Genomic DNA, 19,799 nt, shown 5'->3' with positions numbered 1-19,799 from the left:
GTGGGCCGCCCCGGCAGGGACGACTCCCCCGACCGGTTGTACACCCTCACCCAGGGCCGCAGCCGGTCGGCGCCCGACGCCCCCTTCGACCTGGTGACGCTCGTCGTCGCCGAGTGCGACCCGGTGCCCGGCATGCAGTCGGAGCACGCCGCGATCCTGCGGATGTGCCGCCTGCCGACGGCGGTCGTGGAGATCGCCGCCGATCTCGGCCTGCCGGTGAGCATCACCCGCATCCTGCTGTCCGACCTGCTCGACGCGGGCCGCGTCAGCGCCCGCCACCCCCGCTCGGGCCCCGCCCACAGCCTTCCCGATCCCGAACTCCTGGAGCAGGTGCTCGTTGGACTCCGCAACCTCTGACCGCACACCGGCCGGCACCGGCCGAAGAGCGCCGGCAGCGACCGCCGACAACGGCCTGAAGATCGTCGTGGTCGGCGGTTTCGGCGTCGGCAAGACGACCCTGGTCCGCTCGGTCAGCGAGATCCGCCCCCTCAACACCGAGGAGACGATGACGCAGGCCGGCCAGGGCATCGACGAGACGGGCGGCCTGGCGGGGCTGCGCGCCAAGACGGCCACCACGGTCGCCTTCGACTTCGGCCGCATCACCCTCGACGCGCACAACGTCCTCTACCTCTTCGGCGCCCCCGGCCAGGAGCGCTTCTGGTTCCTGTGGGACCGGCTCTTCGCCGGCACGCTCGGCGCGGTCGTCCTGGTGGACACGCGGCGCCTGGCGGACTCCTGGTACGCCATCGACCGCCTGGAGCGCCACGGCACGCCGTTCATCGTGGCCCGCAACGACTTCGGCGGGCCCGCGCACACCACCGAGCAGCTGCGCGAGGCGCTCGACCTCGACCCGCACGTGCCGCTCGTGGACTGCGACGCGCGTTCGCGCACCTCCAGCAAGGGCGTGCTGATCGCGCTCGTGGAGCACCTGAAGACGCTGTACGCCGCTCAGCGAGATGCCGCGCCGCGGCATGCCGCACCGCAGAACGCCCCTCTGGAGAACGCCCCGTGACCTGCCCCGTGACCGGCGCCGCACCCTCCCCCGTCCCGCTCTCCGGCCCCCGGTTCGCCGCCGAACCCGCGCAGCTGTACCGGGAGATGCGCCGGGACCACGGCCCGGTGGCGCCCGTGCTGCTCGACGGCGACATACCGGCCTGGCTGGTGCTCGGCTACCGCGAGCTGCACCAGGTCACCGGCGACCCGGTGCTGTTCAGCCGCGACTCCGAGCTGTGGAACCAGTGGCCGAACATCCCCGCCGACTGGCCGCTGCTGCCGATGATCGGCCACCGCCAGCCGTCCATCCTCTACACGGTCGGCGAGCGGCACACCCGGCGCGCCGCCGTGATCGCGCACGCCCTCGAAGAGGTCGACCCGAGCGAACTGAAGGCGCACGCCGAGACGTTCGCGGACGAGCTGATCGACCGGTTCTGCGGCAAGGGCGCCGCGGACCTCGTCGCCCAGTACGCGATGCTGCTGCCGGTGCGCGTCCTGGCGCGCGTCTACGGCTTCCCCGACGAGGAGGGCCCCGCCCTCGTCACGGCCATGAACGACATGATCGACGGCCGGGAGCGGGCGCTGGCGGGCCAGCAGCACCTGGCGTCGTCGATGGTGCGGCTCATCGCCGACAAGCACGAGACGCCGGGCGAGGACGTGGCCTCGTACATGCTCCACCACGGGCAACCGGACGCGACCGGGCAGGCGGACGTGGACGGGCGGGCGGACGCCTTCAGCGACGAGGAGATCGCCCAGGACCTCATGGTGATGATGGCGGCGGGCCACCAGCCGACGGCCGACTGGATCGGCAACTCGCTGCGGCTGATGCTCACCGACGACCGGTTCGCCGCGTCCCTCTTCGGCGGCCGGCACAGCGTCGCCGAGGCGATGAACGAGGTCCTGTGGGAGGACACCCCGACGCAGAACGTCGCCGGCCGCTGGGCCTCGCGCGACACCCGGCTCGGCGGGCGCCCCATCGGCGCCGGCGACCTGCTGCTGCTCGGCCTCGGCGCCGCCAACAGCGACCCGCTGGTGCGTACCGACGGTTCGGCGCTGACCGGCGGCAACAGCGCCCACTTCGCGTTCGGCCACGGCGAGCACCGCTGCCCCTTCCCGGCCCAGGAGGTCGCGGAGGTCATCGCGCGGACGGGCATCGAGGTGCTCCTCGACCGGCTGCCCGACCTCGACCTGGCCGTCCCGGCCGGCGACCTGACGCGCCGCCCCTCTCCCTGGCTGCGCGGTCTGACCGACCTGCCGGTGCGCTTCACCCCGACCCCGACCTCAGCGTTTGGAGACCTCAGATGACCGTGAGACCCGGCAGGATCGCCCTCGACCCGTTCGTCACCGACCTGGACGGGGAGAGCGCCCGACTGCTCGCGGCGGGCCCGCTCGCCGAGGTGGAACTGCCGGGCGGCGTGCCGGTGTGGGCGGTCACGCACCACGCCGAGGCCCGCCAACTGCTGGCCGACAAGCGGCTGGTGAAGGACATCGAGGTGTGGGGCGCGTGGCGGCGCGGCGAGATCCCCGCCGACTGGCCGCTGATCGGTCTCGCCAACCCCGGGCGCTCCATGCTGACGGTGGACGGCGAGGAGCACCGCCGGATGCGCTCGCTGGTCGCGCAGGCGCTGACGCCGCGCCGCGTGGAGCGGATGCGCGAGCGCGTCACCGAGCTGACGCACGGCCTGCTCGACAGGCTGTCCGCGTCGGGCTCCGACGTGGTGGACCTGAAGGCGGAGTTCGCCTACCCGCTGCCCATGTACGTCATCAGCGACCTGATGGGCATCGACGAGGCCGACCACCCCCGCCTCAAGGTCCTGTTCGACAAGTTCTTCTCCACGCAGACGCCGCCGCAGGAGGTCCTGGCGACCCTCGGCGAGCTGGCGGCCATGATGGGCAAGGTCGTGGCGGCCCGCCGGGAGAAGCCGGGCGACGACCTGACGAGCGCGCTGATCCAGGCCTCGGAGGGCGGCGACCACCTCACCGACCAGGAGATCGTCTCCACGCTCCAGCTGATGGTCGCGGCGGGCCACGAGACGACGATCTCCCTCATCGTGAACGCGGTCGTGAACCTCTGCGCACACCCCGAGCAGCTCGCCCTCGTCCTGTCCGGCCGGGTCGGCTGGGACGCGGTGGTCGAGGAGACGCTGCGCCACTCCACGCCGACCTCGCACGTCCTGATCCGCTTCGCCGCGCAGGACGTCCCGGTCGGGGACAAGGTGATCCCGAAGGGCGACGCGCTGATCGTCTCCTACGGCGCGATAGGCCGCGACGAGCAGGCCCACGGCCCGACGGCCGCCGCCTTCGACATCACCCGCACGTCCCCCACCCGCCACATCTCCTTCGGCCACGGCCCGCACGTGTGCCCCGGCGCGGCGCTCTCCCGCCTGGAGGCGGGCGTGGCCCTCCCGGCGCTCTACGCCCGCTTCCCCCACCTGACCCTGGCGGTCCCCGCCACGGACCTCCACCACAAGCCGGTGGTGACCCAGAACGACCTGTACGCCCTACCGGTACGACTCGGCTGAGCAGTCCCGGGCCCAAATCCAGCCCCTCCGGCATTTGAGGAGCGGGGTCCGGGGCAGAGCCCCGAGGCGGAGTCTCAAACGCCGGACTGTTCAAGGCCCCCGTGCCAGAAACCGCTAGGCTCAACCCGTGGCTGAGATCCGGATTCCCGCTGACATGAAGCCCGCCGACGGACGTTTCGGCGCGGGCCCCTCCAAGGTGCGGACGGAGGCGCTGGACGCCCTGGCCGCCACCGGCACCTCCCTCCTCGGTACGTCCCACCGCCAGGCGCCGGTCAAGAACCTGGTCGGCCGGGTGCGCGAGGGCGTCAAGGACCTCTTCTCCCTCCCCGAGGGGTACGAGGTCGTCCTCGGCAACGGCGGTTCCACCGCGTTCTGGGACGTGGCGACGCACGGCCTGATCGAGAACAAGTCGCAGCACCTGAGCTTCGGCGAGTTCTCCTCCAAGTTCGCGAAGGCGGCCAAGCTCGCCCCGTGGCTGGCCGAGCCCACCGTGATCACGAGCGACCCGGGCACGCACCCGGACCCGAAGGCGGAGGCGGGCGTCGACGTCTACGCCTTCACGCACAACGAGACCTCGACCGGTGTCGCCGCTCCCGTCGAGCGCGTCGCGGGCGCCGACGCCGGCTCCCTGGTCCTGGTGGACGCCACGTCCGGCGCGGGCGGCCTGCCGGTCGACATCGCCGAGACGGACGTCTACTACTTCGCCCCGCAGAAGTCGTTCGCCTCGGACGGCGGTCTGTGGATCGGCGTGTTCTCCCCGGCGGCGATCGAGCGCGCCGAGCGCGTCCACGCGTCCGGCCGGCACGTGCCGGAGTTCTTCAGCCTGCCCACGGCGATCGACAACTCCCGCAAGAACCAGACGTACAACACCCCCGCGCTCGCCACGCTCTTCCTGCTCGGCGAGCAGCTGGAGTGGATGAACTCCCAGGGCGGCCTGGAGTTCACGACCGGCCGCACGGCGGCGTCCTCGCGGACCCTGTACGGCTGGGCGGAGGAGTCGAAGTACGCGACGCCGTTCGTCACGGACCCGGCCAAGCGCTCGCAGGTCATCGGAACGATCGACTTCGCGGACGAGATCGACGCGGCGGCGGTCGCCAAGGCCCTGCGGGCCAACGGCATCGTGGACACCGAGCCGTACCGCAAGCTGGGCCGCAACCAGCTGCGGGTCGCGATGTTCCCGGCGATCGACCCGGCGGACATCGAGGCGCTGACCAAGTGCGTCGACTTCGTGATCGAGAAGCTCTAGCGCTTCGCCGCGCGACCGGCCGCGGATGCGCCGTGGCCGGTCGCGCGGTTCCCCCCGCTCCTGCCGGGGCCTATCGGCTCAGCTGCCGGAACCTCCGTACCGCCAGCGGCAGGAAGACCAGCGAGATCACGATCGGCCACACCACGGCCATCAGCACGGCGTGCTGCTCGACCCAGCTACCGCCCCCCGCGCCCGGGTTGCCGAACAGCTCCCGGATGGCCGTACCCGTCGAGGAGACGGGGTTCCACGCGGCGACCGGCGCCAGCCAGTCCGGCATGAGTGACGGCGCCACGAACACGCTGGAGATCATCGTGAGCGGGAACGCGACGGCGTAGAGACCGCCCGCGGCTTCCGGTGTCGGCACGACGAGGCCGAGGTAGACCCCGACCCAGATCAGGCTGAACCGCAGGAACAGCAGCAGCCCGAAGGCGAGGGCGGTGTCCAGGGGCCCGGCGCTGGAGCGCCAGCCGATGGCGAGGGCGGTCAGCGCGAGGATGGCGAGTTCCGCGCAGGCCACGACGAGGTCGGCCACCCCCCGCCCGGACGCCACCGCCGAGGGGGCCATCGGCATCGAGCGGAAGCGGTCGATGACGCCCTTGGAGGCGTCGGTGACCACGGCCATGGCGGTGTTCATGAAGCCGAACGCCATCGTCATCACGAACATGCCGGGCATCAGGAACTGCTGGTAGTCGCCGTCCTTCCCGCCGCCCGGCACCTTCATGGCCTCGCCGAAGACGAAGCCGTAGAGCAGCACGGAGATGATCGGGAAGCCCAGCTGCCAGGCGATGGTGACGGGCTGGCGCAGGAAGTGCGTGAGGTAGCGGCGGGCGATGTTCCCGCAGTCGGCGAGGGCCCAGAAGAGCCGGCCGTGCGAGGTGTCGGCGGTGAGGGCGACGCTCATGCCGCGATCTCCTTCTCCGGGTCGGCGACGGGGGCGTGGGCCTGGGAGGCGTGGGCCTGGGAGGTATGGGCCTGGGAGGTATGGGCCTGGGAGGCGTGGCCGGTCAGGCGCAGGAACACGTCGTCCAGGCTGGGCCGGCGCAGGCCGATGTCCTCGACGGCGACCCCGTCGTCCTGGAGGGTGCGCGCGACCTCCGTGAGGGCGGCGACCCGGTCGGTCACGGCAGCCTGGACGCGGCGCTCCGCGTCGACGACGAGCGGCTCGCCGGCGCAGACCCGGGCGACGGCCTCGGCGGCGGCGGGCAGGTCAGCGGCGTCGCGCACCACGACGTCGAGGTGGCTGCCGCCGACGGTGTTCTTCAGGCCGTCGGGGGTGTCGTCGGCGATGGCGCGGCCGCGGTCGATGACGGTGATGCGGGAGGCGAGCCGGTCGGCTTCCTCCAGGTACTGGGTGGTGAGCAGCACGGTCGTGCCGCGCGCCACCAGGTCCCGCACGCTGTCCCACACTTCGAGGCGGCTGCGGGGGTCGAGCCCGGTGGTCGGCTCGTCGAGGAAGAGCACGGCGGGCGCGAGAATCATCGACGCGGCGAGGTCCAGCCTGCGCCGCATGCCGCCGCTGTACTGACCGGCGCCCTTGTCCGCCGCGTCCTGGAGGTGGAACTGCTCCAGGAGTTCCTGGGCGCGCCGGGCGGCCCGCCGGGCGCCGAGGTGGAAGAGGCGGCCGAACATCTCCAGGTTCTGCCGCCCGGTGAGGATCTCGTCGACGGCGGCGTACTGGCCGGTGAGACCGATGCGGGACCGGACCCGCGCGGGCTCGCGCGCCACGTCGGCGCCGGCCACCTCGGCGCGGCCGCCGTCGGGCCGCAGCAGGGTGGCGAGGATGCGCACGGCGGTGGTCTTGCCCGCGCCGTTGGGGCCGAGCAGGCCGTGCACCGTGCCCTGCCGGACGTGCAGGTCGAAGCCGTCGAGCGCGTACTTCTCCCCGTACCGCTTCTGGAGCCCCTCGGCTCGTACCGCCAAGCCGTTCCCGTTCATGTACTGCCCCTCCCGGTCCTCGTCACGCACCCTCTGGGTACGCCGTACCCAGTGGAGGGTACACCGTACCCAGTTCCTTCGGGTACGCCGTACCCAGTTTCTTTGCGGGGGAATAGGGTGAGGCCATGACGAGCACGAACGGCGACGACGACCGGCGCACCGGCGACGACATCACCCGCAGCCTGGAGCTGCTCTGGGGAGAGGGCGCGCGCCCCACGCGCGGACCCAAGCCGGCCCTCACCCTGGACCGGATCGTCACCGAGGCAGTGCGCCTCGCGGACGCCGAGGGGCTCGCGGCGGTCTCCATGCGCAGGCTCTCCACGGAGCTGGGCGCCGGCACGATGTCCCTGTACCGGTACGTGCCCGGCAAGGGCGAGCTGCTGGACCTGATGCTGGACCGCGTGTACACCCCGCCCCGCGAGGAGGCCCCGTGGACCGGCGGCTGGCGCGAGGGCGTCGAGGAGTACGCCCGCGAGACCCTCCTGCGCTACCGCCGCCACCCCTGGCTGCTCCACGTCAACCAGGCCCGCCCGGTGCTGGGCCCCGGCTCGGTCGGCGGCCTGGACCGGACCCTGGCGCGGATCTCGTCGACGGGCCTGACCGACCCCGAACTGATCAGCGTCGTCGTCATGGTGGAGGGGTACGTCACCGGCGTCGCCCGCACCCAGGTGCACGAGACGGAGGCGGTGAAGAGGACCGGCCTGTCCGACCAGGACTTCTGGGCGGCGCAGGCCCCGGCCCTCGAACGCGTCATGAGCAGCGGCCGCTACCCGTTCCTCGCGGGGCTCTCCCGCGACGCCTTCGGCCCGGACTTCGACCACTTCGAGTTCGGGTTGCAGCGCCTCCTGGACGGCCTGGACGTCCTGGTCTCCCGGCGCCGCCAGGAGGCGTGAGAGCCGGCCCGGGGACCGGGGCCGGAACTGCGGCCCGGGTCAGCGCCTGCGCAGCAGCCGCTTCAGCCCGAAGAGGACGAACAGCACGGCACCGGCGGTGAGCGCGCCCTTGGCGAGGTTCCCGCCCAGGTCCCCGCCCCCCGCGCCGCCGCTCGAACTCCCGCCGCCCGACGGCCCGTCGGAGCCGCCCCCGCCCTTGCCGCGCACCTCCACGGGCGTCACCGCGCTCTGCGCGCCCTCGGTGCCGTACATCAGGGTCGTGCCGTCCGGGGTGTACGTCATCGACTCGCCCTGCCGCTGGAAGGGCACGCTCAGCCGCCCCTCCCGCACGGGCTTCCTGCCCGCGCCCCGCCAGGCGAGGTCGACCCCGCCGAAGTAGCCGCGCAGGGACAGCCGGCGGCCGTCGGGCGAGAAGGCGCCGTCGGTGACCCACAGGTCGGTGGCGGCGATCCGCCGGAAGACGTTCGGACCGGCGGTGGACATCGTGGCGGGGCCCTCGTAGAGGCTGCCGCCCTCCTCCTTCTTGTCCGCGATGTAGATCCGCCCGGTCTTCGGGTGCACCATCAGCGCCTCCGCGTCCCGCGCCCCGTCGGCGTACTTCACGACGTACTGCGTGGCGCGGACCGCCTGGTCCTTCAGCGTCTTCGGCTCGGGCAGCTTGTAGATCCACACGTGGGGCCAGGTGCCGCCGAGGTTGTCGCCGATGTCGCCGACGTAGAGGAAGCCGTCGGTCCCGACCGAGATCGCCTCGACGTCCCGGGGCGCGCCGATCCCGGTCATGGTGACGGTGGCGACCGTCCTGCCGGTCCTGGAGTCGACGGCGTACAGGTAGGCGCCCTTGTCCTGGTCATTGTGCGTCCAGTAGACGCCGGGGTGGGCGCGGGAGGCGGCCAGGCCGCTGGACTCCACGATCCGCGGGTCCTTCATGGTGAACCCGTCGTGCCCGCCGTCGGCCGCGGCGGGCCCCGCCGAGGTCAGGAGCAGCACGGCGGCGGCGAGGACGGAGGGGAGAGCCCGAAGCGAACGCATGGGCCCAAGCGTGCCATCCGCGCGGCGGCGGGGCGTGTGCGGCCTCACATCGCGGGCGGCGGCGCCCATCCGCGATGATGTGCGGATGCTCAGGTTCATGTTCGTCGGCGACTCGATGACGATCGGGAGCGCCGGTGAACACACCTGGCGCCACCGCATGTGGCAGCACCTGCGCGCCACCCTGGGCGACGGGGGCGTCGCCGTGGTGGGGCCGCGCACCGCGCTCCACGACAAGGCGGCGGGAGCGCCCCTGTCGCACGACTACGCCGACGCCTCCCCCGACTTCCCCCGCCACCACCTGGCGGGCTGGGGCGAGGGCTGGCTGCACATGGCGCCGCGGATCGCGCAGGCGCTGACCCGCGATCCGGCGGACGTCCTGCTGATCTCGCTGGGCCTGATCGACCTCGGCTTCTACACGAACGCGGAGCAGACGGCCGTCAACGTCCGGGCGTTCGTCGCCGGGGCCCGCTCGGCGAACCCGCGCGTGCGGATGGTCCTCCTCCCGGTGATCCCGAACATCCGGGCCGCCACGGACGCGCCGTTCGCCGCCGAGGTCGCCCACTTCAACGAGCTCCTCGCGAAGACGGTCGCCGACCTGGACACCGGCCGCTCGCCCCTGCTCCTTGCCTCGCCGCCGTCCTCGTACGACATCCACGCCGACACCTACGACGGCACCCACCCGAACGCGAGCGGCGAGCACAAGCTGGCCGCCGCCTTCGCCGAGGCGATGGCGCAGGCGTGGGGCATCGGCGGGCCCTACACGGGCCTCCCGGCCACCCGGGAGCTCACGCGGCCCACCGCCTGATCGCGAACTCCCCTCCCGCGCGCCGCACTTCGGCCGCGCCCGCCCCTCGCAGGTGCGCCGGAACGACCAGCTCCCGCTCGTCGGCGGCCCGCCCGAGGACGCGCGCCCGGGTCGCGGCGGCCGCCCGCGGGTCGAGGCACAGGCAGCTGCTGTGCTCCGGTTCGAGGATCTGCACCGGGGTGTGCAGGAGGTCGCCGACGAAGACCGCCCGGTCGGTTCCCGAGGCGAGCCGCAGGACGGACGAACCGGGGGTGTGCCCGGGCGCGGCCTCCAGGCTGAGGTGGGCGTCGATGCGGTACGCGCCGCTCCACAGCACTGTCTGCCCGGCCCGGTCCACGGGCGCGACGCTGTCGGCGAAGACGGGGTCGCGGCTGACCCGGTCCGCGCCGCGCGGGCCGAAGTGGGCGTGGTCGGCGGCCGGCATGAGGTAGGTGGCGTTCGGGAAGGTGGGCACCCAGCCGCCGTCGCCGCGGCGGGTGTTCCACCCCACGTGATCGGCGTGCAGGTGGGTGTTGACGACGATGTCGACGTCCTCGGGGCGCACTCCGGCGGCGGCGAGCCGGGCCGGGAAATCGGTGTCCAGGTCCGCGAAGTGCGGGGCGTCCGGCCGGTGGCGTCCATTGCCGACGCCGGTGTCCACCAGGACCGTCTTCCCCTCGCTCCGGAGCACCCAGGTCTGTACGGCGGCCATGACCCGGCCGCTGTCCGGGTCCCAGAAGTCGGGCGCGAGCCAGGACCGGTTCTCGCGCCACCGCTCCTCGGGCACGCCGGGCACGAGCGCGCTGGCGGGCAGGAAGGGCGCCTCCAGCTCCACCACGCGCCGGATCTCGACCTCGCCGACCATCAGGTGTTCGTTCATGAGTACGACCGTAGGCAGCACCGGGTGAGCTCCCCAATGCCCGAACCGCTTGCCCGGATACGCGCATGACTCACCACCCGTTCCTCTACGCTGCCGCCATGGACGTAGTGAGCGACGCGATCGCGGCCGCGCGGGTCGGCCGGCCCGACGCCCACCGGGTCCGGGTCAGCGGCTCCTGGTGCAGCAGGCTGCCCGCGTACGACGGGATGGGGTTCCACGTGGTCCTGGAGGGCGGCTGCTGGCTGCTGCCGGACGGCGGCGGCGCCCCGCTCACCCTCGCGACGGGCGACGCGGTGCTGCTGCCGCGCGGGGCGGGCCACGTCCTCGCGGACGCACCGGCGGACGCCCGCACCGTCGCACGGGCGGCCCCCTTCGAGCATCGGCTCGACGCGGCCGGCCCCTCGCGGGCCCCCTTCCCCCACCCCGAACGGGACGGACCGACAACCGAGTTGCTCTGCGGGAAGTACCGCTTCGACCGCCGGCACGCCCACCCGCTGCTCGCCGAGCTGCCCCAGACCGTGCACCTGCCCCGCCGCGCCGGACACCACCCGGAGCTACGGGCGGCGATCGACCTGCTCGGCCGGGAGACGGGGGCGGCGCTCCCCGGTGCTGACGTGGCCGTGCCCGGGCTCCTCGACCTGCTGCTGATCTACATGGTGCGGGCGTGGACGACGGACCACACCTCGGACGCCGGCTGGCCCGCCGCCCTGGCCGACCCGGTGGTCGCCGAGGCCCTGCGCCTCCTGCACGCCTCCCCCGAGGCCCCCTGGACCAGCACCGCGTTGGCCGCCCGCACGGGTGTCTCCCGCGCCACCCTCACCCGCCGCTTCACGACGCTGGTGGGCCGCGCCCCGATGACGTACCTCACCTGGTGGCGCATGTCCCGGGCGGCCACGCTCCTGCGCGACACGGCGCACCCCCTGAAGACAGTGGCCCGCCAGGTGGGCTACGGCTCGCCCTACGCCTTCTCGCACGCGTTCACCCGGACGTTCGGCACCACGCCGGGGCGCTACCGGAACGGTACGGATGCACGGGCCGTCGCACCGGCGCCCTGAGGCGCCCGGCGCGCACTGTGCGGCACTCGGGTCCACGCTGGAAGGGAGGGTGTTTTCCCCGTGCCTCTCAGCAGGTGAGCAGGTGAGCAGGGAGGAGCCATGACAGCGATCACGCGGAAGGACACTCCGGTCGCCATCGCGGACGGCGGAGTGGAGCTGCGTTTTCAGGACGTCGGCGGAGACATGTCGGTCGCCTTCGTGAGGTTTCCCGAAGGCACCGACCTGGGACCGGCCCTCAAAGGGCTGGCCGGTGACCTCTGCCCGTGCCCGCACTGGGGCTATCTCTTCAAGGGACGGCTGAAGATGCGGACCCCGGAGGGCGACGAGGTCTACGAGGCGGGTCAGGCCTTCTACTGGCCGCCCGGTCACGCCCCGGTGGCCCTTGAGGACTGCGAGTACGTCGACTTCTCGCCGACGAAGGACTTCAACGAGGTGATCGAGCACATCAAGTCACAGGGAGGCTGACGGGCGCGGGGGCCTCGCTCCACGGCGGGGCGGGACTCGGCGCGCGATGATGCGGTCACCGTGCCGCGCGTTCAGTCGTCTCGTGCAGCAGACCAACCTCCACGAACGGGACTTCACTCGTCGGGCGCGACCGCCAGTCCAGCGGCCACGTGTAGCCGTCCAGCGCGGGCACGCCCACGTACGCGAGGTTCCCCGAGCGTCGGCTCAGCGCACGCGCGCCGACCGGCCAGGTGTACGAGTCCGCTGTCTGCGGGGGCAGCAGGAAGTAGAGGTAGCGCCCACCCGTCGCCTCGCGGACGATCGGGCCCGCGTGGAAGTCCGTGAACTGCATCAGGTCGTACGCGACCTGCTCGCCGAGCGCGCCCTCGATCCGTACCGCGTCGAAGTGAATGCCGGCGTGGCGCAGGGCGTGGCCCGTCGCCGGGATCCAGTCGTGGACCCTGAGTGATGAGGTTTCCGAGTTCATGCGCCAGATGTTGTCGGGCGCTCACATACTGTGACCAGGGATTCGCAGGCGTCGTGCTGCGCTGTGCGCTTGGGGAGGTCGCTGTGCACTCCGGTGAACGAGGTTCGGAGACGTTCGGCGCGCTGTTGCGGTTCTACCGCGAGCGGGCCGGGCTCACCCTGGAGGTGCTGGGCACGCATGTCCGGTACTCCAAGTCGCAGGTGGCGATGGTGGAGCGGGGCGAGCGGCCCCCGAAAGGGAAACTGGTCGAGATCGCCGATCAGGTACTGGGTGCACAGGGTGCACTGACGCTGCTCGCGGAGAAGGAGTTCGGGGGCAGTGGGCTGCGGCCATGGACCGAGGATTACCTGGCTGAGGAGAGGAATGCGTCATCCATTCACTCGTACCAGAGCCATGTGATCCCCGGACTCCTCCAGACCAGGGCGTACGCGCAGGCTGTCTACAACAGCAGTTGCTTTCCCTCACTGGACGACGACGAGGTCGAGAAGCAGGTTGAAGCCCGACTGAAGCGCCAGCAGCTCATCCATCGCAAGCCACCCCCGAACCTGGGGTTCGTGGTGGAACAGAGTGCACTGACCCGCCCCCTGGGTGGACCCTCGGTCCTCAAGGAGCAGTTGCACCACATCCTCGACGTGAGCCGACTTCGCCACGTCGAGATTCAAGTCATGCTGCACGATCGGAGGACCCATGCCGGGCTGGCGGGCCCCCGGATCCTCCTGGAGACAGCGGAACGCCGCCAGCTCGCCTACATCGAAGGGCACAAGGGCGGCTACTTTGTCAGCGAACAGCCGGACCTGGCAGACCTGTTCGGGCGATATGGCATTCTGCGAGCGCAGGCTCTGACTCCCGAGGAGTCCGCAAAGCTGATCGGACAGGTGGCGCAGGATTTATGAGCACGGACCTCAGTTGGTTCAAAAGCAGCTACAGCACCGACGAAGGCGAATGCATCGAGGTTGCCCTCGCCTGGGCCAAGTCCAGCTACAGCGGCGATCAGGGCAACGAATGCGTAGAGGTGGCCGCAACGCCCGCCACCATCCACGTCCGCGACTCAAAGCTGAACCCCAGCGGCCCCACCCTCCAGATATCCCCCGCCACCTGGACCGCCTTCCTCAGCGCGCCTGCGCGGCCCGCGCCCGGTCGGACATGAGCTGCGTGGCGAACTGGAGGTCGTCGCTGCCGTACTTGCGGCTCTCCGTGTCCTTGCCGCCCACGACAGTGAGTACCGTCCCCGTGCGTACCAGCGTGTAGTTGGTGGTCTTGGAGACGTATCCGCCGCCTCCGCCCTCGGTCACGGAGAACGCGACGAGTTCGTCACCGATGGCCGGCATGGTCATCCGCTGCGCGCCCTCCTCCGCCGCCTCGCGGCTCTTCTCCTTGAAGGCGGCGACCGCCTTCTTCTCGCTCGGGTAGGCGTAGACCAGGAACTGGGTGTCCATGCCGTAGCTCGGGTAGTACACGGCTGAGCCTTCGAAGGTCGAGCCGTCGCCCTGGGAGGCGACGTCCGCGGTGGGCGGGCTGCTCTGGGTCCAGCCGGAGGACAGGCTGGTCGTATCGGGCAGGACGCTCAGGACCGCGTCGGCGTCGACCAGCGGCACCAGCTTCTGCGATCCCCCCGCCCCGTCCACACCGGTTCCCGCACCGGGTGCCGCGTCGCTTCCGCCACCGGTCGCCGAACCGCCCGGCTGGGACCGGCCGCCGGGGACGGACGCCCGGTCCGAGCCCGGCGAGTCCCCGCCGCTGAACAACTGCGTGCCGCCGTAGACCGCGAAGACCACGAGAACGAGGAGGACGGCCAGCGACGCCGCCAGCGCCGTGCGCCCCGCGGGGGTGTTGTTGAAGGTCACGGGGCCCAGCGACAGGGTGCTGCCCCGCACCCTCGCACCGCCGTCGATCACGATGCTGCCCGTGTACTCCCGAGGGGGCTCGGCCGGTGGCGGACCAGCCGTGGGAGGGCCGGCCGGAGGCGGGCCCGCCAGCGCCTCCGCGAGCCGGGCGGCGAACTCCGGATCCGCCGCGGCAAGCTCCCGGACCGCTTCCCGCAGCGCGGCCAGCGCCTGGGGGTCCTGCGGCCTCTCCTCCACGACGTCCAGCGCCGCCTGCCCGGAGGGGCTCCCGCCGACGCGCTGCCGTACGAGATCGGAGACGGTCTGTCCCACCTCCGCCCCCACCGCGCCCGCCGCGCCACCTGCGAACCCCGCCATCACGCGCACCGCTTCCGCGACCACGTCCACGGACCCCACGCCACCACCCCCGAGTCATGGGCATGCCATCAGGCTCATGCCGAGACCCCCATTGTCGGTCAACCACGCGCATATGTAAGGGCGTTGGCGGTGCCGGCACCAAGACCCGGCCCGCCCGACCGGCTCGGTCAGGCCGCCCGCGTCAGCCGGTTCGCCAGCGTCGACATCGTGTACGTACCGATGCCGAGGACGACTTCGAGGGCGTTGCGCTCGGTGTGGCCGTGGGACAGAAACGCCTTCAGCTCGTCGTCGCCGACGCCGCCCGCCGTGGCCAGCACCGCCAGCGTGAACTGCCGTACCGCTTCGAGCCGTTCGTCGGGCAGCTCACGCTCCTCGCGCAGGGCCGTGATCAGCTCCGCCCCCGCGCCCAGCTCGCGCAGCTTGCCGGTGTGCATGGTGACGCAGATGTGGCAGTCGTTACGGGTGGCGACCGTCATGATGACGACCTCGCGGGCGACGGGCTCCAGCGTCGTGCGCTCGAAGGCGGCGCTCGACTCCAGGAAGTTGTTGAGGAGTTCGGGGGACTCGGCGAGCCGCGCGACGGCGTTCGGGAGCCGCCCGAAGGCCTGGGTCACCCGCTCCATGGCGGGGCGGGACTCGGCCGGTGCGGTCTCCACGGTGTGGTCGGCGAACAAGGTGTACCCCCTACTATCGACAACATGGTTGACGAACAAAAGGTAAACCAGGTTGACGATCTGCACAAGGGGATCCAGGGAAGCGGGGAGGACGGGCGCGCCGGAGCTGACGGGGCCGCCGGAGCCGACGCGGCCGACGGAGTCGCCGGAGCCGACGGGGCCCACGGCAGGGGCTACGAACTTCCCTTCCTGCTCCTCGCCGGCTTCCGCTCCCTCATCGACCGCGTGCACGCCGAACTCGCCCACCAGGGCCACCCCGACATGCGCCCCGCCCACGGCTTCGCCCTCCAGGCCATCGGCGCCCGGGGCGCCACCGCCAGCGAGATCGGCCGCCGCCTCGGCGTCTCCAAGCAGGCCGCGGGCAAGACGGTCGACCGCCTCGTCGCCCTCGGCTACGCGGCCCGCGCCGAGGACCCCGCCGACGCCCGCCGCAAGCTGGTCCGCGTCACCCCGCACGGCATCGACGCGCTGCGCCGCTCGGCGGTCGTCTTCGACGAGCTGCGGGCGGAGTGGGCGGCGTCCCTCGGCGCCGACCGCCTGCGCGACCTCGAATCCGGCCTGCGCGCGGTCGTGCCGCCGGAGGCGTTCCGCCTCGACGCGGCGGGGTGGCTGGGCGGCTCGTGACCGGACGTGACCTTGCCGCCGTGCGTATCGTTGTACTGCGCGGCCGCCTTCGACCGAGGGTGGTCGGGGAGGAGCGCCACGATGACCGTCGCGGAGACCGACAGGATCGAGATGGCTGAGATCGGCAACGAGCTCACCTTGGACAAGATGTTCGAGTGGCTTGAGAGGATGCCCGTCCCCGAGGGAATCAAGACCGAGATCGTCGGGGGACATATCTTCGTGTCGCCACAGCGAGACACCCACTGGACCATCACCTTCAGCATCCTGACCCAGCTCAGTGCCCATTTCCCGATGGAATGCCAGAAGTCCGACGTTCGCATCGACTACCCGGGGCATCTCAACGGCTTCGCCAGCGACGTGACACTGGTGGCGGAGGACGCCGTCATGAACGACAAGGGACAGTGGCTCCACCAGGACGTCGTGTTCGTCGCCGAAGTGATCTCCAAGAGCACGGCGATGAACGACTACGGCCCCAAGAAGACCGCCTACGCCGATGCCGAGGTCCCCGTCTACCTCATCGCTGACCCGTACCAGGGAAGGGTCTACGTCCACTTCGACCCCAAGGACGGCGAGTACACGACCCAGTCGAAGTACAGCTTCGGTGAAGACATCGATCTCACCGGTACGCCTCTGGGCCTCACCCTCAAGACCGACAGGTTTCCCCGCGACTGACCCGACCCCCCTTGCCTGGAGCCCACTCCAGCCACTTGGCTAGGGCCTCATGAAGTACACGCAGCTGGGACGCACAGGGCTCAAGGTCAGCCGGCTCACGCTCGGCACCATGAACTTCGGGCCGTTCACCAATGAACCCGACAGCCACTCGCTCATGGACACCGCGCTCGACGCGGGCGTCAACTACTTCGACACGGCCAACGTGTACGGCCAGGGCGCCGGCAAGGGCCGCACCGAGGAGATCATCGGAACCTGGTTCGCCCAGGGCGGCGAGCGCCGCGACAAGGTCGTCCTCGCCACCAAGGTGTACGGGAACATGACGGCGCAGGGCGAGAGCGTCTGGCCGAACCACGACCGGCTCTCCGCGCTCAACATCCGGCGCGCCGTCGAGGCGTCGCTCAAGCGCCTGCAGACCGACTACATCGACATCTACCAGTTCCACCACATCGACCGGCAGACGCCGTTCGAGGAGATCTGGCAGGCCGTCGACGTCCTGGTCCAGCAGGGGAAGATCCTCTACGCCGGGTCCTCCAACTTCCCCGGCTACAAGATCGCCCAGGCCAACGAGGCCGCCGCGCGGCGCGGCAGTCTAGGTCTCGTCAGCGAGCAGTGCCTGTACAACCTCGCCGTGCGCGACGCCGAGACGGAGGTCCTGCCGGCGTCGCTGGACTACGGCGTCGGCGTCATCCCCTGGTCACCGCTGCACGGCGGGCTGCTCGGCGGCGCGCTGAAGAAGCAGGAGGGCGCCCGCCGCAGCGGCGGACGAGCCGCGGCGGAGCTGGCCAAGCCGGAGGTCCGCGCGCGCGTCCAGGCGTACGAGGACCTGGTCGACAAGCACGGCCTGGAACCCGGCGAGGTCGCCCTGGCCTGGCTGCTCACCCGGCCCGGCGTCACCGCGCCGATCGTCGGCCCGCGCACCGCCGAACAGCTCGCCTCCGCGCTGCGCGCCGTCGAACTGGAGCTGTCGCGGGAGCTGCTCGACTCCCTGGACGAGATCTTCCCCGGCCCCGGCCCGGCACCGGAGTCCTTCGCCTGGTAGCCCACGGGCACCAGGGGTACGCGGGGCGGCCCGCTGTCTGTCCCGGCGGGGTCCGGGCGGGGCCGAGCCGGGCCGGGCAGGCCCGGCGGGGTCGAGTAGGTCCTAGCCGCCGAGCGCGGCCGCCACCGCGACCACGACGAACATCATCACGAGCACACCGGCCATGATCCGGTTTCTTGTCTTCGGGTCCACAGCGTCGAGGTTAACCGGCCGGGTCCGCCGGCCGGGCGGCGCCTCCCAGCGGCCAGTGCCCGACCGCCTCGTACCGGGGCCGCTCCCCCGGCACGCCGCTCCGAGGAAGTTCACTGCGTACGAGGGTCAGCGCGTCCACCGTCCACGGCGTGCCCGCGAAGGACGCGAGCGCGTCGGCGTACGGCCGAAGGTCCGTGCCCCCGCCCCCGCGCGCCAGCGTCAGGTGCGGGCGGTAGGGCCGGGCCTCCTCCCGCACGAGGCCCGCCTTGCGCGCCGCCGCCTCCGCCCGCCCGGCCAGCAGCCGCAGCGCGGCCGTCTCCCCCGTGACGCCCGCCCACAGGACGCGGTCCCCGAAATGGCCGCCGCCGCGCAGGGCGAGGGTGAACGGCGGGGTGCGGTGCGCGGCGCGTGCCAGGCGGGCGGTGAGGTCGGGCACGGTCTCCGCCGGCACCTCGGCCAGGAAGGCCAGCGTGAAGTGCCAGTTCGCCGGGGGCGCCCAGCGCAGGGTGTCGGCGCCCGGCAGCCGTCGCGGCCCGGACGCCGCCGCCGCGAGTTCGGCGACGACGGCGTCCGGGGGCAGCACGGCCGCGAAGAGTCTCATGGGTCCGACGATAGGGCGTGCCGGGAAAGGCCCGAGGGGAGGAACCCGCGCGGGCGGGCGTCACGCCGCCGTCGCCAGCTCCCGCTCCCTCGGCACGAACCGCACGTGCTGCCGGCCGCGGCGCAGGTCCACCTTGAGCCGCAGGTTCGCCGCGCGCGCCAGCATCAGGCCGACGCCGACCGCGGCGAGCGCGCAGACCAGGCCGCCGACGGCCATGCTGACCCGCACGCCGTAGGCGTCGGCGAGCCAGCCGAAGAGCGGTCCGCCGAGCGGCGTGCCGCCGGTGAAGACCATCATGAACAGCGACATGACGCGGCCCCGCATCTCGGGGTCGGTGGACATCTGGACCGCCGAGTTGGCGGTGACGTTCACCGTCAGGCCGAGGATGCCGATGGGCACGATCAGCGCGACGAACATCCACAGCTCGGGCGCGAAGGCCGCCACGATCTGCAGCACGCCGAAGGCGACCGCCGCCCCGGCGAGCAGCCGCAGCCGGGAGGTGCCGCGCCGGGCGGCTAGGAGCGCCCCGGCCAGGGAGCCGATGGCCATCAGGGTGTTGAAGAGGCCGTACATCCCGACGCCGCCGTGGAAGACGTCGTCCGCGAAGGCGCTCAGCCAGATCGGGAAGTTGAACCCGAACGTGCCGACGAAGCCGACGAGGACGATGGGCCAGATCAGCTCGGGGTGCCGGGAGACGTAGGTGAGGCCTTCCCGCAGCTGCCCCTTGCCGCGCGGCTTGCGCGGGGTGGGGTGCAGTTCGGCGGGGCGCATCAGGAGCAGGCCGGTGAGCGGCGCGAGGAAGGACAGGCCGTTGGCGAGGAACGCCCAGCCGGGTCCGACGGCCGCCGTCAGGGCGCTGGCCACGGCGGGGCCGACGAGGCGGGCGGACTGGAAGTTCGCGGAGTTCAGCGAGACGGCGTTGCGGACCTGGTCGGGTCCGACCATCTCGGGCACGAAGGACTGCCGCGTCGGGTTGTCGACGACGGTGACGAGGCCGGTGAAGAAGGCCGCGGCGTAGACGTGCCAGACCTGGACGTGTCCGGTGAGCGTGAGCGCGGCGAGGAAGAGGCCGCTGAGGCTCATCGCGCCCTGAGTGCAGAAGAGCAGGTTCCGCTTGGTGAACCGGTCGGCGATCACGCCGCCGTAGAGGCCGAGGAGCAGCATCGGCAGGAACTGCATGGCGGTGGTGATGCCGACGGCCGCGGAGGACCCGGTGAGGCTGAGCACCAGCCAGTCCTGGGTGATGCGGGCCATCCAGGTGCCGGTGTTGGAGACGACGGCCCCGGTCGCGAAGAGCCGGTAGTTGCGGATCCTCAGCGAGCTGAACATCGAGGACTTACGGGTGTGGCCAGGGGTGTCGTGGGTGGTTGGTGCGGGGGCGGAGGGTGCTCCGGATCCCGTACTCAAAGTGCGTTCGCCTCCTTTGGACGTACGAAGGGTCGATCGGTCGTACGCGGGTCGTGTTCCGCGGGGTGCGGGAGCCGCCTCCCCGCGGGGTGCGGGGCCGTCTCCCGCGGGCGCGAGGACC

The 19,799-nt window shown here is 72.0% G+C and carries 23 protein-coding genes; 14 read left to right on the top strand and 9 right to left on the bottom strand.

Annotated features, from left to right (window positions below; genetic code table 11):
• The 5 genes from ACZ516_RS16335 to serC all read left to right on the top strand — a co-directional run bounded on the left by ACZ516_RS16335 (position 1) and on the right by serC (position 4,761).
• Entirely contained in the window at positions 1–357 is a 357-nt protein-coding gene (locus ACZ516_RS16335) for a DUF742 domain-containing protein (protein WP_358585849.1), read from the top strand.
• On the top strand, positions 338–1,012 hold the full coding sequence (locus ACZ516_RS16330) for a GTP-binding protein (RefSeq protein ID WP_361078246.1): 675 nt from the start codon (positions 338–340) through the stop codon (positions 1,010–1,012). The genes ACZ516_RS16335 and ACZ516_RS16330 overlap by 20 nt, the downstream gene beginning before the upstream one ends.
• Positions 1,009–2,298 carry a cytochrome P450 gene (locus ACZ516_RS16325; RefSeq protein ID WP_469010703.1) on the top strand — a complete coding sequence of 430 codons (1,290 nt, stop codon included), beginning with the start codon at positions 1,009–1,011 and terminating at the stop codon, positions 2,296–2,298. The genes ACZ516_RS16330 and ACZ516_RS16325 overlap by 4 nt, the downstream gene beginning before the upstream one ends.
• Positions 2,295–3,515 carry a cytochrome P450 family protein gene (locus ACZ516_RS16320; protein ID WP_469010702.1) on the top strand — a complete coding sequence of 407 codons (1,221 nt, stop codon included), beginning with the start codon at positions 2,295–2,297 and terminating at the stop codon, positions 3,513–3,515. The genes ACZ516_RS16325 and ACZ516_RS16320 overlap by 4 nt, the downstream gene beginning before the upstream one ends.
• A gap of 127 nt (positions 3,516–3,642) precedes the next feature.
• Positions 3,643–4,761 carry a phosphoserine transaminase gene (gene serC, locus ACZ516_RS16315; protein WP_358698315.1) on the top strand — a complete coding sequence of 373 codons (1,119 nt, stop codon included), beginning with the start codon at positions 3,643–3,645 and terminating at the stop codon, positions 4,759–4,761.
• Positions 4,762–4,831: 70 nt separating this feature from the next.
• Here the strand turns inward: serC and ACZ516_RS16310 are convergent, their stop codons facing one another.
• Positions 4,832–5,662, bottom strand: coding sequence for an ABC transporter permease (locus ACZ516_RS16310; protein WP_361078256.1), 831 nt, complete (start codon positions 5,660–5,662; stop codon positions 4,832–4,834).
• Positions 5,659–6,696 (bottom strand): ATP-binding cassette domain-containing protein, encoded by a 1,038-nt coding sequence (locus ACZ516_RS16305; protein WP_469010701.1) that lies wholly within the window; start codon positions 6,694–6,696, stop codon positions 5,659–5,661. The genes ACZ516_RS16310 and ACZ516_RS16305 overlap by 4 nt, the downstream gene beginning before the upstream one ends.
• 125 nt (positions 6,697–6,821) lie before the next feature.
• Here ACZ516_RS16305 and ACZ516_RS16300 point away from each other — a divergent pair, with 125 nt between their 5' ends.
• Positions 6,822–7,589 carry a TetR/AcrR family transcriptional regulator gene (locus ACZ516_RS16300; RefSeq protein ID WP_469010700.1) on the top strand — a complete coding sequence of 256 codons (768 nt, stop codon included), beginning with the start codon at positions 6,822–6,824 and terminating at the stop codon, positions 7,587–7,589.
• 39 nt (positions 7,590–7,628) lie between these two features.
• On the opposite strand, the gene ACZ516_RS16295 is transcribed toward ACZ516_RS16300, so the two are convergent.
• Entirely contained in the window at positions 7,629–8,618 is a 990-nt protein-coding gene (locus ACZ516_RS16295) for a WD40 repeat domain-containing protein (RefSeq protein ID WP_469010698.1), read from the bottom strand.
• Positions 8,619–8,703: 85 nt separating this feature from the next.
• On the opposite strand from ACZ516_RS16295, the gene ACZ516_RS16290 reads away from it, so the two are divergent.
• The gene (locus ACZ516_RS16290) at positions 8,704–9,423 is read left to right on the top strand and encodes a GDSL-type esterase/lipase family protein (protein ID WP_469010697.1); all 720 of its coding nucleotides are present in this window, start codon (positions 8,704–8,706) and stop codon (positions 9,421–9,423) included.
• Here the strand turns inward: ACZ516_RS16290 and ACZ516_RS16285 are convergent.
• Positions 9,404–10,282: an MBL fold metallo-hydrolase gene (locus ACZ516_RS16285; RefSeq protein ID WP_469010695.1), complete on the bottom strand. Its 879-nt coding sequence runs from the start codon at positions 10,280–10,282 to the stop codon at positions 9,404–9,406. The genes ACZ516_RS16290 and ACZ516_RS16285 overlap by 20 nt on opposite strands.
• A gap of 98 nt (positions 10,283–10,380) precedes the next feature.
• Here ACZ516_RS16285 and ACZ516_RS16280 point away from each other — a divergent pair, with 98 nt between their 5' ends.
• Positions 10,381–11,337, top strand: a complete 957-nt coding sequence (locus ACZ516_RS16280; RefSeq protein WP_469010694.1) for an AraC family transcriptional regulator — start codon at positions 10,381–10,383, stop codon at positions 11,335–11,337.
• 99 nt (positions 11,338–11,436) lie between these two features.
• Entirely contained in the window at positions 11,437–11,802 is a 366-nt protein-coding gene (locus tag ACZ516_RS16275) for a cupin domain-containing protein (protein ID WP_469010693.1), read from the top strand.
• Between the two features lie 55 nt (positions 11,803–11,857).
• Here ACZ516_RS16275 and ACZ516_RS16270 read toward each other — a convergent pair whose 3' ends face one another.
• Entirely contained in the window at positions 11,858–12,268 is a 411-nt protein-coding gene (locus ACZ516_RS16270; RefSeq protein ID WP_469010691.1) for a hypothetical protein, read from the bottom strand.
• 83 nt (positions 12,269–12,351) lie between these two features.
• Here ACZ516_RS16270 and ACZ516_RS16265 point away from each other — a divergent pair, with 83 nt between their 5' ends.
• Both ACZ516_RS16265 and ACZ516_RS16260 read left to right on the top strand, forming a co-directional pair.
• On the top strand, positions 12,352–13,161 hold the full coding sequence (locus ACZ516_RS16265; RefSeq protein ID WP_469010690.1) for a helix-turn-helix domain-containing protein: 810 nt from the start codon (positions 12,352–12,354) through the stop codon (positions 13,159–13,161).
• Positions 13,158–13,415: a DUF397 domain-containing protein gene (locus ACZ516_RS16260; RefSeq protein ID WP_469010688.1), complete on the top strand. Its 258-nt coding sequence runs from the start codon at positions 13,158–13,160 to the stop codon at positions 13,413–13,415. The genes ACZ516_RS16265 and ACZ516_RS16260 overlap by 4 nt, the downstream gene beginning before the upstream one ends.
• On the opposite strand, the gene ACZ516_RS16255 is transcribed toward ACZ516_RS16260, so the two are convergent.
• Together ACZ516_RS16255 and ACZ516_RS16250 are read right to left on the bottom strand one after the other, a co-directional pair.
• Positions 13,378–14,508: a hypothetical protein gene (locus ACZ516_RS16255; protein WP_469010687.1), complete on the bottom strand. Its 1,131-nt coding sequence runs from the start codon at positions 14,506–14,508 to the stop codon at positions 13,378–13,380. The genes ACZ516_RS16260 and ACZ516_RS16255 overlap by 38 nt on opposite strands.
• 128 nt (positions 14,509–14,636) lie before the next feature.
• Positions 14,637–15,143 (bottom strand): carboxymuconolactone decarboxylase family protein, encoded by a 507-nt coding sequence (locus ACZ516_RS16250; RefSeq protein ID WP_469010685.1) that lies wholly within the window; start codon positions 15,141–15,143, stop codon positions 14,637–14,639.
• A 189-nt stretch (positions 15,144–15,332) separates the two neighbouring features.
• On the opposite strand from ACZ516_RS16250, the gene ACZ516_RS16245 reads away from it, so the two are divergent.
• The 3 genes from ACZ516_RS16245 to ACZ516_RS16235 all read left to right on the top strand — a co-directional run bounded on the left by ACZ516_RS16245 (position 15,333) and on the right by ACZ516_RS16235 (position 17,478).
• Entirely contained in the window at positions 15,333–15,767 is a 435-nt protein-coding gene (locus ACZ516_RS16245; protein WP_469011025.1) for a MarR family winged helix-turn-helix transcriptional regulator, read from the top strand.
• A gap of 81 nt (positions 15,768–15,848) precedes the next feature.
• The gene (locus ACZ516_RS16240) at positions 15,849–16,439 is read left to right on the top strand and encodes a Uma2 family endonuclease (protein WP_361078295.1); all 591 of its coding nucleotides are present in this window, start codon (positions 15,849–15,851) and stop codon (positions 16,437–16,439) included.
• A 49-nt stretch (positions 16,440–16,488) separates the two neighbouring features.
• A complete protein-coding gene (locus ACZ516_RS16235; protein ID WP_358913077.1) occupies positions 16,489–17,478 on the top strand; it encodes an aldo/keto reductase in 990 nt (329 codons plus the stop codon).
• Between the two features lie 202 nt (positions 17,479–17,680).
• Here the strand turns inward: ACZ516_RS16235 and thpR are convergent, their stop codons facing one another.
• Together thpR and ACZ516_RS16225 are read right to left on the bottom strand one after the other, a co-directional pair.
• Positions 17,681–18,271: an RNA 2',3'-cyclic phosphodiesterase gene (thpR, locus tag ACZ516_RS16230; protein WP_469010682.1), complete on the bottom strand. Its 591-nt coding sequence runs from the start codon at positions 18,269–18,271 to the stop codon at positions 17,681–17,683.
• A 60-nt stretch (positions 18,272–18,331) separates the two neighbouring features.
• Positions 18,332–19,678 carry an MFS transporter gene (locus tag ACZ516_RS16225; protein WP_361078301.1) on the bottom strand — a complete coding sequence of 449 codons (1,347 nt, stop codon included), beginning with the start codon at positions 19,676–19,678 and terminating at the stop codon, positions 18,332–18,334.
• Between the last annotated feature and the right edge of the window lie 121 nt (positions 19,679–19,799).

The sequence above is a fragment of the Streptomyces sp. NPDC034037 genome, from assembly GCF_055575715.1.
The sequence above is the reverse complement of the archived record's forward strand: the minus strand, read 5'-3'. Positions and strand labels throughout refer to the sequence as shown.